Source organism: Mucilaginibacter sp. UR6-11 (genome assembly GCF_020880695.1).
In the GTDB taxonomy this organism is placed as follows: domain Bacteria; phylum Bacteroidota; class Bacteroidia; order Sphingobacteriales; family Sphingobacteriaceae; genus Mucilaginibacter.
Genome location: NZ_JAJIWO010000002.1, coordinates 109,356 through 125,026 on the forward strand (window position 1 = coordinate 109,356; position 15,671 = coordinate 125,026).

Consider the following 15,671-nt stretch of genomic DNA (forward strand, 5'->3'; position numbering starts at 1 on the left):
TTACAAAATACGTTACCATGTTAAGAACACATACCTGCGGCGAACTAACTATCAATAATTTAGGCCAGACAGTAACTTTATGCGGCTGGGTACAGAAATCGCGCGATTTAGGCGGTACCACATTTATCGATGTGCGCGACCGCTATGGTTTAACCCAACTGGTATTAAATACAGACAGCGACGATACTTTGCGCGAAACCAGCCGCGGGCTGGGCCGTGAATTTGTTATACAGGTTACCGGTACTGTGATAGAGCGTACCAATAAAAACACCAAAATATCAACCGGCGATATCGAGATCACCGTACAATCAATAGAAGTCCTTAACTCCTCAAAAGTCCCTCCGTTTATGATAGAGGACGAAACCGACGGCGGGGAAGAACTAAGAGCAAAATACCGGTACCTTGATCTGCGCCGCAACCCGATCCGCAACAACCTGGTACTGCGCCATAAAATGGCACAGGAGATCCGCAAATACCTTGACGGGCTTGATTTTATCGAGGTGGAAACCCCGGTACTGATCAAATCAACCCCCGAAGGCGCACGCGATTTTGTGGTGCCAAGCCGCATGAACCCGGGCGAGTTTTACGCCCTGCCGCAATCGCCGCAAACCTTCAAGCAATTGCTGATGGTAAGTGGTTTTGACCGCTATTTCCAGATCGTTAAATGTTTCAGGGATGAGGATTTAAGGGCCGACCGCCAGCCTGAGTTTACGCAGATTGACTGCGAGATGGCTTTCATTAACCAGGAAGATATCCTGAATATTTTTGAAGGATTAACCCGCCACCTGTTTAAGGCGGTAAAGGGTATTGAATTTAATGATTTCCCACGGATGCAATATGCCGACGCCATGCGTTTATATGGGTCAGACAAACCGGATATTCGTTTTGGGATGGAGTTTGTTGAGCTGAATGATATTGTAAAAGGCAAGGGCCTGGGCATATTTGATAATGCCGAGCTGGTTGTGGGCATCAATGCCAAAGGCTGCGCCGATTATACCCGTAAACAAATTGATGAGCTGACCGAATGGTTAAAGCGCCCGCAAATTGGCGCTACCGGCATGATTTATTGCCGGTATACTGCCGATGGTACGTTAAAATCATCTGTAGATAAATTTTATAGCGAAGACGACCTGACCAACTGGGCTGCTGCATTTGAGGCCGAGCCGGGCGACCTGATCCTGATCCTGGCCGGTAATGCCGATAAGGCCCGCAAGCAGTTAAATGAGTTGCGTTTAGAAATGGGGAACCGTTTGGGTTTACGTGATAAAAACGAGTTCGCGCCGTTATGGGTGCTGGATTTCCCGCTGTTGGAGTGGGATGAAGAAACTGAACGCTACCACGCTATGCACCACCCGTTCACCTCGCCAAAGCCCGAAGATATCGCTATGTTAGATACCAACCCGGGCGATGTACGTGCCAATGCCTATGATTTAGTAATAAACGGCACAGAAATAGGTGGTGGATCTATCCGGATCCATGACCGGGCCTTACAGGCTTTAATGTTTAAGCATTTGGGCTTTAGCACAGAAGAGGCACAAAAACAATTTGGCTTTTTGATGGACGCGTTTGAATATGGCGCGCCGCCGCATGGTGGTATTGCTTTCGGCTTTGACAGGCTGTGCTCAATTTTTGCCGGATTAGATTCTATCCGCGATGTGATAGCGTTCCCTAAAAACAACTCGGGCCGCGATGTGATGATCGATTCGCCGTCAACCATTGCCGATGCACAGTTAAACGAATTAAAAATTAAAACAGCGCTATAGCACGCCTGCACATAATAGTTTTTGCCGTTTGCCGTTAAAGGCTACAATAACGGCGAATAATATTTTGTAGTTTTGCGCAAATGCTAAAAAATGTTAAATTTTTAAGCCCTCGTATTTTTTTAAGTATAGTTGCAAAGAAAAACCCGCATGAAAAAACATCTTATACTATTTAGCCTGTTAGTTATTGGTTTATCGGCTTGCCAAAAAATTGATTCAAAAACCCAGGCTGTTACACAGGCATCGGTTGATGATGCAAAAATACAGGCTTATATCAAGGCCAACAAGATTACGGCCACCAAAGATGCATCCGGCATTTATTACAATATCATTTCACCGGGGACAGATCCAAAACCAACTTTGCAATCTACCGTAAAGCTTACTTACAGCGATTATTATTTAAATGGCATTTTGGTAGGTAAAGTTAGCGGCGTACAGGCCAAATTAAGCGCCTTTATAGCCGGCTTACAAACCGGAGTTGCCAAAATTGGTACCGGCGGCCGGATATACCTGATCATACCTTCGGGCCAGGCTTACGGCACTGGCGACCAAAACGGCATCCCGGGAAACTCTGTACTTACTTACACGGTCGACCTGGATGGTGTAACTGCTAATTAAGCGGCTAACCCGCGTATTGATTTAAAACGAACTCATTAACATGAAAAAATATTTATTACTAATCTGCGTTTTTGCCATCGCTTTCTCCTCATGCAGAAAAACGGTTGAAAGCCCTTTTGACCCTACCGAGCAGGCAAAGCTTGATGATAAAGCTATACAGGATTATTTTTTGTCAAACGGTATAACCAACGCAATTAAAGACCCTTCGGGATTGTATTATACGATAAATAATGCCGGAACCGGGGCTCATCCCACTACTTCGTCAAATATCACCGTTAACTATACCGGCTTTCTTCTTGACGGCACACAGTTCGACTCGCAATCAAGTTATTTTTTCCATTTGACGGATTTAATCGAAGCCTGGAAAATTGGCCTGCCGCTTATTGGTAAGGGTGGTACCATTACCATGTATGTACCTTCTGGTTTGGCTTATGGTTCTGCCGGAAGTTCAAAGGTTCCGTCAAACACTTGCCTTATATTTACTATTACATTGCAAGGCTTTACCAACTAGGCTAGTTTACCTTCTTAAATTCATAAGGGTCAGCTTCAACAAAGTCGGCCACCTTGACTTTTATGCCCGTAATTTTACCGTTTTGAACCGTGAACGGGAAAACCGTTTTACCATATATCGCATCAGAGAAAGTGGCGAAGAAGCGGTTACCGCCAATGGGCTGCAGCTTCACAAACATTTTAGGGTGATGCTCAAACCGTGCTTCCAGGTCATTGTTTTCGCCCGGGGTGATGGTCATGTTACCATATAGTTCGTTGTAATACCTGCCGGTATAGTTTGAGGCCGGCTGGGCGGTCGGCAAGTTCAGCAGGACAGAATCACGCAGCTTTTTGATCACCTTTTGCGCTGACGCCGCGTTTGTCTTATAAGCACCCAGGTAAGTGTCGCTATAGTTGCGGTAGGGCTGTTTAAAATAAGCATCCATGATCTCCCAGCGCAGCGCATCATAAAATTCATTTTCGTCGGTATTTGTTAAAACGATAATCCCCAGATGGTCCTGCGGCACTAACGTTACCGATGATACATATCCGGTTACGCCGCCGTCATGCATAACAATGCGGTGCCCGGCATAATCCTGCAAAAACCACCCCAGCCCATAAAGCTCATAATTGATTTCGCCGTTAAGGTGCCGTACGCTGCCCACATAATCCTGCGGCTGGCGGGTTGCCATTATAGCGGCTTCGGGTATTACCTGCCTTGCGCCCACCTTACCGTTATTAAGCAGGGCCATTACCCATTTGCTCATATCATTTACAGACGACGAAATACTGGCCGCCGGGGCCAGGCCGTCCAGTTGCGCGTATGGGACCGCACTCAGGCGTTCATCAACCAGCGTATGCGGCACGGTTTTGTTAAATGATTTAGGCAGATCGGCTGTAAGGGCCAGGGTATTGGTCATGCCCAGCGGTGCAAAAATATTTTCTTTCAGGTATGCCTCCCAGGTCTTGCCGCTTACGCGCGGGATAATTTCGCCTGCAGTTAAAAAAGCGGCGTTGGTATATCCCCACTTCGTCCTGAACGGGTAGGTGGCTTTCATATGCCCCAGCTTGTCGATAATTTGCTGGCGGGTTAAATTGCTGTTATAAAAAGCAAAGTCGCCCTGGAAGGTCTTAAAACCAAGCCTGTGGCAAAGCAGGTCGCGGATAATGGTTTGATCGCCGGCCGCCTTGTTCTCCAGTTTAAAGTACGGCAGGTATTTAGTTACATAGTCATCTAACGATAGCTTTTTACTCTCCTGCAACATCGCTAATGCCGTAGCTGTAAATGCCTTGGTGTTGCTGCCTATCATAAACAGGGTATTCTCGTCAACCCGTTCAGGCAGGCCCAGTTCTTTAATGCCGTAGCCTTTCATCAGCACTATCTTATTGTCCTTTATGATACAAACCGCAACGCCGGGTATGCGCCAGTTGGTTAGCGCCCGGTTTACATAAACATCAATACTATCTTTAATAAATGATGTCCTGTCGGTCCCCTGGGCATGGATTAAACTAACAGACGCAACAAAGCTCAGCAATAAAACAAGGCATTTTTTCATCAGTAAAATTATTGTATTGGGTAAATATCAGCAGAAATTTAACTTGCCTTAAAAGTACTAATTTAACGCAAATACAGCGGCTCATTATTTATTTGGCCCCCAATAAAAAAAGCCACCCGCAACTGCTGGATGGCCCTGTCTTTAATATTTAATGACCTGCGGTTAAAAACCCATATTGTCCAGGCCGTTGTTTTCAAGCTCGTCGCCGTTTTTTATTCCCTGGCGGGGAAATGAATCCTGCTCAAAATCTGTTTTGCGGCCCAGCATGGTAAAGTTTTCAGCCACCACCTCGGTAGTATATTTTTTAATACCCTCTTTGTCTTCGAAAGACCGGGTGCGCAATTTGCCCTCGATATAAACCAATTTGCCTTTTTGCAAAAACTTGGCAGCTACTTCTGCCAAACTGCGCCACAATACAATATTGTGCCATTCGGTTTGTTCAATCTTTTTGCCATCTTTATTGAAGGTCTCTGATGTAGCCAGGGGAAAGCTCGCAACTGACACCCCCCCTTCTAACTGGCGGACTTCAGGATCTTTGCCTAAATGGCCAACCAGTATTACTTTATTTATTCCAGACATAGTTAAAATGTACGGTAAATGTACAAGGTTTATTTCTAATTTAAAAAATTATCTAAAAATATAAAAATTACTTTGGAAAGGGGCAGTTTTTTTAAATTTTCTACTTTTATGAAAACCCAATTTGGCTTTATTCTTACAGGTTGTTTAACTATTGTGATAAATCTGATATGCAAATGCTGATGGGTGAGTACATGCTTTTTGATGGCTGTAACGGCCGTTATTTCCGGCTCCCGGCCAAAATATGCAACCGTTTCGGGCAGCGTCAGTACCTCATTTAATGGCAGTAAAGAATCGGTTTCAATCAACGGCAAATCGTACATATTGGCCCATATATCGCTCTCAGAACGTTTATTCATCAAAATACTGTCATGGTTTGTAAACAGGAAGTAATTGAAGAAACGCTGTTTTATTTTAACGTTATTAATTTTTACCGGCAAAAAAGTGGTCGCATTGTTTTTAAATGCATAGCACCCCAATCTCACCGGGCAAATCCCGCAGGCGGGGTTTTTAGGCTTGCAAAGCATGGCCCCAAACTCCATCATGGCCTGGTTATGTAACCCCGGATTTTTCTTATTAAGCAAATCGTTTGCGGTGGCTTGAAACAATTTTTTACCGGTTGTGCTGTTAATGGGCTCGCTGATGCCGAAGTACCTGGCGATGACACGGGACACATTTCCGTCAACCACTGCCCTTGCTTCATCGGCCGAAAATGAGGCTATCGCCGCCGCCGTATATTCGCCTATTCCTTTTAATTTGATCAGTTCGTTATATTTATCCGGAAATTTCCCGCCATAACCGTCGCGCACCATCTGGGCCGTCTTTAACATATTGCGCCCGCGCGAATAATAGCCCAGGCCCTGCCATAGCTTTAAAATATCGGTTTCGGTGGCGGCCGCAAAACTGTTTACATCAGGGTAAGCCCCGGCAAACTGATAAAAGTAGGGCAGGCCCTGTTCTACGCGTGTTTGCTGTAAAATAACCTCAGACAGCCAAATGATATAAGCATCTGTTGTATGCCGCCAGGGCAGATCGCGCTTGTTTTCGTGGTACCATTTAACAAGCTCATCAGAAAAATTCATGCAGTGCAAAAATAGCGGATTAAGTGCTTAATTGAATGGCGTTTGTAAATATAATGTAGTACTTTTTGCCCGATCAAAAAAAAATGCGTTAAATATTTCAATCTTTAGTAATAAAGCAATACTTTTGCAACCCCAAATAAGTTAAGTAATTACAAATTAAATAAAGGAAAATCAGATATGACTAAAGCAGAAATTATAACTGAAATCTCATCTAAAACTGGAATTGAGAAGGTTGATGTACAGGAGACAGTTGAGGCGTTTTTTAAAGTTATTAAAAATTCAATGGTTGGCGGCGAAAACGTATACGTGAGAGGATTTGGAAGTTTTGTTGTAAAGAAAAGAGCTAAAAAAACCGCCCGTAATATCTCAAAAAACACTGCTATAATTATACCTGAGCATTTTGTACCCAGCTTTAAACCAGCTAAAACTTTTGTTGAAAAAGTAAAAACAGGTAACAAAACAGCTAACACCAAGTAAGCAAAGATGAATAGAAAACAAATAGTTATTGCGGTAGCCATAGTGGCAGTAATGGGCTATTTGTATTCATTGCCGGTTAAGGGCTTAATAAAAGCGAGCCAAACACATGAAGCCGCCCAACCTGCACAGTCAACCAGGGCGGCTTCAACTGTAACTGTCCAGATGGTATCAGAACCGGCTAAGACCGCCATAGGCGAAGGATTAGCCGCCAAGATCAATGATCTGGAGAGCCGTTTACAAAAAGCATCAGGCGATGCCGACAAGCTATCGCTTCAAAAACAATTAGCTGCCGCCTGGGACGATGTCAATCAACCCGCGCCGGCTGCATTTTATTATCAGGCTGTTGCCCGTAAAGAAAATAATTTTGATACCTGGTTAACCGCGGGCAGCCGCTTTAACGATGCATTTAAAATAACACAGGACACCGCGGTAACGCCGGCATTTATTACCGGTGCGGTTGAAGCCTTTACCAACGCACTTAAACTTAAGCCGCAAAGTCTTGAAGGCAAAACCGGCTTAGGCGTTGCTTACGTAAACGGCGGAGCGAGCCCTATGCAGGGCATAGCGCTGTTACGCGAAGTTGTGGCGCAGGACCCTGATAACATTAACGCAAACCTTAATTTGGGTTTGTTCTCCATGAAATCAGGGCAGTTTGATAAGGCGGTGCAACGTTTTAAAACGGTTATTGCACACAAACCTGATTTTGAGTCTTACTTTTATCTGGCAGAAACGTATAAGCAGCTGGGCCAAAAACCAGAAGCAATTGCAGCTTATGAAAAATGCAAGCAAATGATGCCTAACCCGGTTTTTGGGCAACGCATCGACCAATATATTAAGGAATTAAAAAATTAACACATTAAAAAATTATTATTATGCCGAGCGGTAAAAAACGTAAAAGACACAAAATGGCTACCCACAAACGCAAAAAGCGTTTAAGAAAGAACAGACATAAAAAGAAATAAGCCCTGCTTTTTAGCACCTTATTTTCTTCGCTGTTAAGGCGGGTACAGTATTGTTTTTACCCCTATAGTGAAAAATTCGGTCCCGGTATTTTACCGGGTTACCGTTAAAGAAATGGAGTAGCAGTTGATAAAAGAATTAATTATCGATTCATCCCCTAACGGGGCTACCATTGCATTATTACAGGATAAACAACTTGTAGAACTACATAAAGAGCAAATCAGCAACAATTATACAGTTGGTGATATATACCTGGGCCGTATTAAAAAAATAATGCCCGGGTTAAATGCCGCTTTTGTTGATGTAGGTTATGAGAAGGATGCATTTTTGCATTATCTTGATCTTGGTCCGCAGGTGCAAACGCTCCTGAAACTGGCTAAGCAAGTGCGTGGTGGAAGTTACCAATCTAAGCTTTTAGATAATTTTAAGCTGGAGGAAGATATTAGTAAGGGAGGAAAAATCTCTGACATATTAACCAAGAACCAGCTTATTCCTGTGCAGATAGCTAAGGAGCCCATATCAACAAAGGGCCCCCGCTTAAGCTCAGATTTATCTATAGCCGGGAGGTATGTAGTATTAGTGCCTTTTTCTGAGGTTATATCGATATCTAAAAAGATAAAGAGTAACACGGAACGCAATCGCTTGCGCAAAATCGTAGAAAGCATTAAGCCTAAAAACTTTGGTGTAATTATCCGTACCGTATCAGAAGGTAAGGGCGTTGCAGAAATGCAAAAGGACCTGCTTGACCTGATATCAAAATGGGAAGCCTTCATGACCCGCCTGCCATCGGTAGAGCCGGCCAAGAAAGTTTTAGGCGAAATTGGCCGTACCTCAACTATCCTGAGGGATATCCTTAACCCTGATTTTCAAAACATCTACTTAAACGATGCGACATTGTTTGAGGAGGTTAAACAGTATGTTAAAGACATCTCGCCTGATCTGGAAAGTATTGTTAAGCTGCATAAGCACAAAGAGCCCCTGTTTGAACACTTTGGTGTTGACAAGCAGATAAAAGGCGCTTTTGGCAAAACGGTTAATTTAGCCGGTGGCGCTTACCTGGTAATTGAGCATACAGAGGCCCTGCACGTTATTGACGTAAACAGCGGCAACCGCACGGCAAATAAAGAAAACCAGGAAGAGAACGCCTACCAGGTAAACCGCGAGGCGGCAAAAGAAATTGCCCGCCAGCTGCGCCTGCGTGATATGGGCGGTATTGTGGTGATTGATTTTATTGATATGCACAAGCCAACCAACCGTAAAGATCTGTTTGATTATTTACGTGCGGAGATGCAGCTTGACCGTGCCAAACATACCATTTTGCCTCCGAGCAAATTTGGACTGGTGCAAATTACCCGCCAGCGGGTGAGGCCCGAAATGAACATTGTCACTACCGAGGTTTGCCCTGCCTGCCACGGCACCGGCACCATAAGGCCGACTATTTTATTGCTGGACGATATTGAAAACAACTTTAACTTTGTTTTAACCGAACAAAACGAAAAAGGCATAACCCTTTGTGTGCACCCGTATATCGAGGCCTACATCCGGCAGGGATTATATACCCGCCAGATGCAATGGTTCTTTAAATATGGCCAGTGGATAAAAGTGAAAAGCAACCCGGCTTACCAGATAACCGAGTTTCACTTTTTCTCATCCAAAGACGAAGAGATCAAGTTATAAGTATTCGCTAACGCGATTCAGAAAGAGCAGTTGTTTTAATTAACAGCTGCTCTTTTTGTTTTAATCCGGTTATTGTCTCACACCAGTAAAAACGCCGTAGCCGGTAGTAAAAAACGCCATTTATCGGGTATCAGTCCTGATACCGGTAGTAAAAAACGCCGTTCTCCAGGTATCGGGGCTTATACCGGTAGTAAAAAACAGCATTTATCGGGTATTCAGCCTTATACCAGTAGTAATATTTTTGTTTAATTTACTGATAATCAATCAAATAAATAAACCCATTGCAAAAATTTGTCAAAAAAAATTTTAAAAAATACTCTTGTCAGGAAGATTATGGTAGGGCTGGGAGCTGATCAAATATACAAAAACTTGATGATGATGTTAATAGCCCGCTTATCAAATTTGTCCGCCACGGAGTTTTAGGTTTAGATAATTAAGCCTTTGTCATTCCCAATTTAACCAGGCAAGCGTTACACGCCGCAAAGGACGACTGTCAATATGAACCGGTCGTGTTTAAATTCTTTCTACAATCAAATTTGTATATTTGATTTGTGGACAGGTCAGAAATATATAAAACCATACGTCAAATAGTGGAATCTAACCTGCCGGGTTCAAGGGTCCTGCTGTTTGGCTCTCATGCGCGTGGCGATTATGACCGCTTCAGTGATTATGATTTACTGATCATCACACCATTAACTTTTACTTCTAAAGAGAAAGTATACTGGAGCACCTTGCTCGACAGAGCAATTGTGACAGCGATTAATGCCCCTATAGATTTATTGCTTAACAGCGAAGAAGAGGTCGTTGAAAAACAACAATTACCTGGTCATATCATTCGGTCCGCCATAAGGGAAGGAATTGCTTTATGACCCCTGCATTATTGGCATATGTTAAGTCATGGATAGATAAGCGGAAAATGATTTGATAACAGCGCAAAGATTATTAGAAATTGAACCCATGATCTTAGACAATGCCTGTTTTCATTGCCAGCAGGCCGTTGAAAAATATCTTAAGGCTTTTTTAATTTACCATGGTATTGATATAGAAAAAACGCATAACATTGTTTTTCTATTGAATCAATGCGCCAATTTTGACCCGGCTTTTTCAACAATTGATCCGCTAAATATAAACGCATACGCCGTACAGGGCCGATATCCTGACACTAACCTGATGCCGGAAAAAGAAGAAGCGGAAAGCTATTATCAGTTGGCACAACAAATCAAATCCCTGGTTAACGATAAGATCAATTTATAATAATTCATGGCTTGCTGCCGACTTTCTTTCATAGTATAATCTTGTTTATCTTCTGATGGGTTGATCTCTTCGGATTTAGCACACTATACATTTAACATCCTCGTTAACCTTTTATCTCTTAATGTTTTATAGATTTGGTAATGCTTGCCTACTAATCTGCTTGAAACACTATACCCTTCATATCACGCTTTATGATGCCGCGTTCTTCGGGATGCTGTGTATTGGCCTCAGTTTTATTTTGTTGCTATGGTTTGGCGGGAAAGCTAACCGGCTGGCCAACCGGTACCTGGCCCTGGCATTAGCGGCTGCTGTTTTATGGATAAGCCGCATATTGGCGATTGATATCGGGCTGACCGCTTATTTTCCTCTCTGGAGCCGCCTGCCGTTTCAGTTCTCGCTGGCATTTGGTCCGTTTATTTACTTTTATGTACTTCAAACAACCCGGCCCGGTGATCAATTCAGGCGCAGGGACCTGTTGAATTTCAGCCCTTTACTCCTGGAACTGGGCGTTTACATCCTTGCGACTGCGGAAAGTATACGAACAGGCACCGCAACCTACGATACACCGGTGGCCCGGTTATTAAACCCACTATTATACCTGCTGGCATTTATTTCGGTTACGTATTACCTGTACCGCTGCTACAGGCTGATAGCAGGATTTCACCAACAGGTAAAATTTACCGGGGGAGACCGTTACCGGCACGGGTTGCGCGGGATAAAGAATTTACTGTCAGGTTTCGGACTTGTATGGCTGCTGTGGATCCCTTTTGCAGTCGCAGCTTATTTTTATTACCCTACTCAATCAGGCGCACAGGTTTACTACCCCTTATATCTCCTGTTGCTGTCATTCATTATTGGGATAGCTGCAAGGGCTTTATTGAGGCCCGAATTGGATGCAGAAACAGGAGACCTGGCTATATTAAAACCATTACTACCGAATGGCCTACGGGAAAAAGGCACCTGGCTAAAAAAGGTTGTTAAAGAGAACCACTATTACCAGGACCCTGAACTAACCCTGAGCCTGCTCGCCGCGAAGCTTGGCCTGCATACGCATGAATTATCGCGCATCATGAATATGGTGCTTAAAAAAAGCTTCAATGATTTTATTAATGAATACCGTGTACAGGCGGCGGCCCGCAAGATGCAGGACCCCGCTTATGACCATATCACGCTGCTGGGGATTGCGTTCGAATCGGGGTTCAATTCACAAAGCAGCTTTAACCGCATTTTTAAACAGATAACCGGGAAAAGCCCCGTGGAATATAAAAATGAGCTGAAAAAACAGCACCCATCTTATAATCTGGGCAGCCCGGCTCCATTTGCACTGGTAAGTTTGAACCGTGAAACCGCACCAAAGTGGTCGCACGCCAAATCAAACCGTACTAATATGTTTAAGAATTATTTCAAAATAGCAAGGCGCAGTCTGGCGCGTAATAAAGGCTATGCTGCCATTAATATTACCGGCCTGGCGGTGGGTATTGCTGTTTGTATGGTGATCTTTATCATTATACAATATCAAACAAGTTTTGATACTTTTCATGCAAAGAAAGACCGCACCTATCGGGTGCTGACCGAGTTTCATTATGCAGAATCAGGAGAAATTGCCTACAAGACAGGTGTTCCTTTCCCGATGCCCGTTGGGTTAAAAACTTCTTTTCCGCAAATAGAACAGGTAGCGCCCATCTTTGCCAGCCACGATGATCAGTTGCTGATAATTGATCATAAAGGGAAAACAGAAAAAGCATTTAAAGAGCAGCGGGGGGTGTTTTATATGGACCCCTCTTTCTTTAAAATATTTGATTTCCCCTTGCTTGCAGGTTCGTATGCTTCGTTAAAAGAACCGAACAACGTATTGCTGACCAAAGAGACCGCTGAAAAATATTTTGGCAACTGGCAAACAGCCATGGGCAAAACCCTGAAACTGGAAATGGGCGGCTATATGTTTGAGCACGGCACCGATGTATTGAAAGTTTCGGGCATCCTGGCAACCATACCGGCAAATACAGATTTCCAGCTAAAAGTTGTGGTATCTTACGGAACAGGATTTACCGGTGATTACTTGTCAAAATCAACCGATTGGGACGGAAATGTTGCCGGGTTTGGCTGTTATATTTTGTTGCCTCCAAATATTTCGGCGGCTAACTTTAACCAGCAACTGCGGGCGTACTGCCGAAAGGTGGAATCGCCCGGCAATACCGATAATCATTTTATACAGCCCTTAAATGCGGTACATTATGATACCCGGGTAAGTAATTACAGCAATAAAACCATCAGCCACCAGCTGCTCAATGTATTGTGGCTCATTGCCGCATTCATCCTGTTGATAGCCTGCGTAAACTTTGTCAACCTCTCCACCGCGCAGGCTGTTAACCGCGCAAAGGAGGTTGGCGTCAGGAAAGTTTTGGGGAGCAATAAAGCTCAATTACAACTTCAGTTCATCGTCGAAACATTTTTGATAGTTGCCGGGGCCATCGTATTTGCAGCAATTATTACCCCACTTGCTTTGCCCTATATAAACCAGCTTTTGGAGCTATCGCTTTCATTTAACCCGTTTACCGATCCGGCCCTTATTTTATTTTTACTCGCCGTAACCATTGGGGTGACCGCGCTGGCCGGTTTGTACCCAGCTATTATTTTATCGCGTTTTAACCCGGTTAATGCTTTAAAGAGCAAGCTCACCGCAACTACCGGGGGCATCTCCCTGCGCAGGGGCCTGGTGGTCTTTCAGTTTATCATTGCGCAGGCGCTCATCATTGGTACGCTTATCATCGTCAGGCAAATGGATTATTTTATGAACCAGCCGCTGGGCTTTGATAAAGACGCCATTATCAATGTTCCTTTCCGGGTAGATAGTGTCCGCATCAGTAAAATAGGTTATTTAAAGAAACAATTATTGTCGGTACCCGGCGTTCAGGCCGTTTCCTGCAGCTCTAACACTCCTATTGAAAACGGTACCGATCTATGGAGCATTATTAAATATAACAACGCTATCAAACAAACCGATTTCCAGGTTATTACCAAATTTGCCGATCCCGGGTACCTGTCCGTTTACAAATTGCAGTTGATTGCCGGCAGAAATCTGAACCCGTCTGATACCTCGGGCGAGTTCCTGGTAAACGAATCGCTGGTGAAAACGTTGGGGATAAAAAACCCTGAAGACATTTTGAACAAACCCATGACCACCTGGCACGACCAGATCAAAGGACCTGTTGTCGGCGTAATAAAAGATTTCCACGACCGCTCCTTCCGCAGCGAACTTGCACCATTGCTCGTCACCACCAACAATACCATGTACAACCAGGTTGGCATAAAATTGGCAACCACACACCTGTCATCTACCATGCAATCGGTTAAAAAAATATTTGATCAAACGTTCCCCGATTTTGTTTACGAGTATAAGTTCCTGGACGAAAAAATTGCAAGCTTTTATAAGCAGGAAAACCAATTATCAGCGCTGTATAAAATTTTTGCTACCATCGCTATATTCCTGAGCTGCCTGGGCCTGTACGGGCTAGCCTCGTTCATGGCAGTTCAGCGGGTAAAAGAGGTAGGTATCCGCAAGGTACTTGGCGCCAGCACGGCCAATATTGTTTACCTGTTTTCAAAAGAGTTTATGGCGCTTATTGCCATAGCCTTTGCAATTGCTGCGCCAATTGCCTGGTATTACATGCACCAGTGGCTGCAGGCTTACGTTTACCGCATCAATATTAGTGTGTGGTTGTTTGCTGCCGGCGGTATGGCTTCAATCATCATTGCGCTGGCAACAATAAGTTTTAAGGCGATAAAAGCTGCAATAGCCAACCCGGTGAAGAGTTTGAGGAGTGAATAAGGCTATCGTTAATGCTGGTCAATATACGTCAGCACCTGTTCTAACCAGTCTTTATCATTATTCAGATAAATATCCGGCTTAACACCAATTTCTTCATATCGCAGGTAGTTTGCCGGGTCTTTCATATCAGTTGTATAAATTTTGTAGCGCTTGCTTGGCAAAGTAAGTGTATTGTCTATGTTGGCTCCATAAGCTATCTTGCCATTAGTGTCTTCTCCAAATAGTTTGGTGTTTTTAAGTGATTTAAGCCGCAAGGCAAACCGCTCGCCCATACTATAAACAAATGCATTTATTAATACATAAACTTTGTGCTGTTTGCTATAACTTTTTATCAGCGAGTAAAATTGATCGGCACATTTATTTGCGCCGCCGTAGTTTGTTCTTAAATCAACAATAAGCCGCGGCGCTTTCAATGTGTCCTTAATAGTATTATAAAACGCCTTGGCAACTACCATGTTTTGATTAGAAGCTTGAAAGGATCCCAGATACAGGTATTGTACCTCAGGCTTTATTTGTTTAAAGATATACGGCTTATCACTATGGTAATCTGCATAGGAATTCACACCTTCCTTTTTCAGATCATAATACTGCATCCTGCCGGCGATGAACCGGCTACTTTCAGAAAAAACGAATCCCTTCACAAGGAAATTGCAGAAAACTGTTCGGTAAAAATTGGGCTTAGTTTCAATCATTACAGAAAAGATTTGACTTCTATCCCAGGTCTTTAGATATGATGACATTACCACCCCTAATAAGCTATCTTTTCTTGCAGTACGATAGATCCCAATCTTGCCAAGATCGCCAAGTAAATATATTCCTTCAACGTTCTCTTTGGGCTTATTAGATAGCTCCTTTTCTAAGGAATCAAGATTAACATTAACGCGGGGATAATTCTTAAATTCTGATGACGCGGCATAAGTTTTCAAAAATTCAGGATTATTTAACGCCTTTAAATTATTAGTCAAATAGGTATCCTGATAAAAAGCCAGATGCCGGTCTTTTATTGGCCAAAATAGTTTGGATAATGAATAAAAAGTGTCGAGTGCTGTAGTCGGCACGGGTTCACGCTCAAGTCTTTCAAAAAGTTGCCGGTAGCGCGTTTTTTTATCACCTGTAATTTGATCTTTATAGGATGGCGTTTGCTGTAATGTGTGGTACAAAAACTCCAAATCTTCTTGATAGCTGCTTTGTTGCGCGTTTAAATGAGTACCAAGCACTATTAATAGAACAGTAAGGAATAAGGCAGGTCTTTTCATTGATAAGTGGTTTATGGTAAAAGTAATGATATAAACACTGCAAAGAAAGTTGAGTTTAACATACGAACTAAATTTAATACCACTTTTGCTAATTTTTTTAGCAAAACCCTTTGCCAATCCCAATATAATCCGCACAT

13 protein-coding genes are annotated in these 15,671 nt (G+C 43.3%); 9 read left to right on the forward strand and 4 right to left on the reverse strand.

What is annotated here, in order from left to right:
- Window positions 1-17: 17 nt before the first annotated feature.
- From aspS to LJ658_RS05915, 3 genes are all read left to right on the forward strand, one after another.
- Window positions 18-1,763 carry an aspartate--tRNA ligase gene (gene aspS / locus LJ658_RS05905; protein WP_230545551.1) on the forward strand — a complete coding sequence of 582 codons (1,746 nt, stop codon included), beginning with the start codon at window positions 18-20 and terminating at the stop codon, window positions 1,761-1,763.
- A gap of 147 nt (window positions 1,764-1,910) precedes the next feature.
- Window positions 1,911-2,378: an FKBP-type peptidyl-prolyl cis-trans isomerase gene (locus LJ658_RS05910; RefSeq protein ID WP_230545552.1), complete on the forward strand. Its 468-nt coding sequence runs from the start codon at window positions 1,911-1,913 to the stop codon at window positions 2,376-2,378.
- Window positions 2,379-2,418: 40 nt separating this feature from the next.
- A complete protein-coding gene (locus LJ658_RS05915; protein WP_230545553.1) occupies window positions 2,419-2,889 on the forward strand; it encodes an FKBP-type peptidyl-prolyl cis-trans isomerase in 471 nt (156 codons plus the stop codon).
- A gap of 1 nt (window position 2,890) precedes the next feature.
- On the opposite strand, the gene LJ658_RS05920 is transcribed toward LJ658_RS05915, so the two are convergent.
- From LJ658_RS05920 to mutY, 3 genes are all read right to left on the reverse strand, one after another.
- A complete protein-coding gene (locus LJ658_RS05920; protein ID WP_230545554.1) occupies window positions 2,891-4,423 on the reverse strand; it encodes a serine hydrolase in 1,533 nt (510 codons plus the stop codon).
- A gap of 162 nt (window positions 4,424-4,585) precedes the next feature.
- The gene (locus tag LJ658_RS05925) at window positions 4,586-5,002 is read right to left on the reverse strand and encodes a single-stranded DNA-binding protein (RefSeq protein ID WP_230545555.1); all 417 of its coding nucleotides are present in this window, start codon (window positions 5,000-5,002) and stop codon (window positions 4,586-4,588) included.
- A gap of 35 nt (window positions 5,003-5,037) precedes the next feature.
- Complete coding sequence (mutY, locus tag LJ658_RS05930) at window positions 5,038-6,081, reverse strand: A/G-specific adenine glycosylase (protein WP_230545556.1); 1,044 nt, start codon at window positions 6,079-6,081, stop codon at window positions 5,038-5,040.
- A gap of 177 nt (window positions 6,082-6,258) precedes the next feature.
- On the opposite strand from mutY, the gene LJ658_RS05935 reads away from it, so the two are divergent.
- The 6 genes from LJ658_RS05935 (at window position 6,259) to LJ658_RS05965 (ending at window position 14,278) form a co-directional block, all read left to right on the forward strand.
- On the forward strand, window positions 6,259-6,558 hold the full coding sequence (locus tag LJ658_RS05935; protein ID WP_230545557.1) for an HU family DNA-binding protein: 300 nt from the start codon (window positions 6,259-6,261) through the stop codon (window positions 6,556-6,558).
- A gap of 6 nt (window positions 6,559-6,564) precedes the next feature.
- Entirely contained in the window at window positions 6,565-7,410 is an 846-nt protein-coding gene (locus tag LJ658_RS05940; RefSeq protein ID WP_230545558.1) for a M48 family metallopeptidase, read from the forward strand.
- A 234-nt stretch (window positions 7,411-7,644) separates the two neighbouring features.
- Window positions 7,645-9,195 carry an Rne/Rng family ribonuclease gene (locus tag LJ658_RS05950; RefSeq protein ID WP_230545559.1) on the forward strand — a complete coding sequence of 517 codons (1,551 nt, stop codon included), beginning with the start codon at window positions 7,645-7,647 and terminating at the stop codon, window positions 9,193-9,195.
- A 551-nt stretch (window positions 9,196-9,746) separates the two neighbouring features.
- On the forward strand, window positions 9,747-10,064 hold the full coding sequence (locus LJ658_RS05955) for a nucleotidyltransferase domain-containing protein (RefSeq protein ID WP_370632943.1): 318 nt from the start codon (window positions 9,747-9,749) through the stop codon (window positions 10,062-10,064).
- A gap of 52 nt (window positions 10,065-10,116) precedes the next feature.
- Window positions 10,117-10,449: a HEPN domain-containing protein gene (locus LJ658_RS05960; protein WP_255670447.1), complete on the forward strand. Its 333-nt coding sequence runs from the start codon at window positions 10,117-10,119 to the stop codon at window positions 10,447-10,449.
- A 160-nt stretch (window positions 10,450-10,609) separates the two neighbouring features.
- Complete coding sequence (locus tag LJ658_RS05965; RefSeq protein ID WP_230545562.1) at window positions 10,610-14,278, forward strand: ABC transporter permease; 3,669 nt, start codon at window positions 10,610-10,612, stop codon at window positions 14,276-14,278.
- A gap of 8 nt (window positions 14,279-14,286) precedes the next feature.
- Here the strand turns inward: LJ658_RS05965 and LJ658_RS05970 are convergent, their stop codons facing one another.
- Window positions 14,287-15,534 carry a S41 family peptidase gene (locus tag LJ658_RS05970; RefSeq protein ID WP_230545563.1) on the reverse strand — a complete coding sequence of 416 codons (1,248 nt, stop codon included), beginning with the start codon at window positions 15,532-15,534 and terminating at the stop codon, window positions 14,287-14,289.
- Between the last annotated feature and the right edge of the window lie 137 nt (window positions 15,535-15,671).

Excerpts from the sequence above, each read along its gene's own strand:
- LJ658_RS05925 (WP_230545555.1), bottom strand. The coding sequence starts at position 5,002 with ATGTCTGGAATAAATAAAGTAATACTGGTTGGCCATTTAGGCAAAGAT.
- LJ658_RS05935 (WP_230545557.1), top strand. The coding sequence starts at position 6,259 with ATGACTAAAGCAGAAATTATAACTGAAATCTCATCTAAAACTGGAATT.
- LJ658_RS05915 (WP_230545553.1), top strand. The coding sequence starts at position 2,419 with ATGAAAAAATATTTATTACTAATCTGCGTTTTTGCCATCGCTTTCTCC.
- mutY (WP_230545556.1), bottom strand. The coding sequence starts at position 6,081 with ATGAATTTTTCTGATGAGCTTGTTAAATGGTACCACGAAAACAAGCGC.
- LJ658_RS05910 (WP_230545552.1), top strand. The coding sequence starts at position 1,911 with ATGAAAAAACATCTTATACTATTTAGCCTGTTAGTTATTGGTTTATCG.
- LJ658_RS05940 (WP_230545558.1), top strand. The coding sequence starts at position 6,565 with ATGAATAGAAAACAAATAGTTATTGCGGTAGCCATAGTGGCAGTAATG.
- LJ658_RS05970 (WP_230545563.1), bottom strand. The coding sequence starts at position 15,534 with ATGAAAAGACCTGCCTTATTCCTTACTGTTCTATTAATAGTGCTTGGT.
- aspS (WP_230545551.1), top strand. The coding sequence starts at position 18 with ATGTTAAGAACACATACCTGCGGCGAACTAACTATCAATAATTTAGGC.
- LJ658_RS05920 (WP_230545554.1), bottom strand. The coding sequence starts at position 4,423 with ATGAAAAAATGCCTTGTTTTATTGCTGAGCTTTGTTGCGTCTGTTAGT.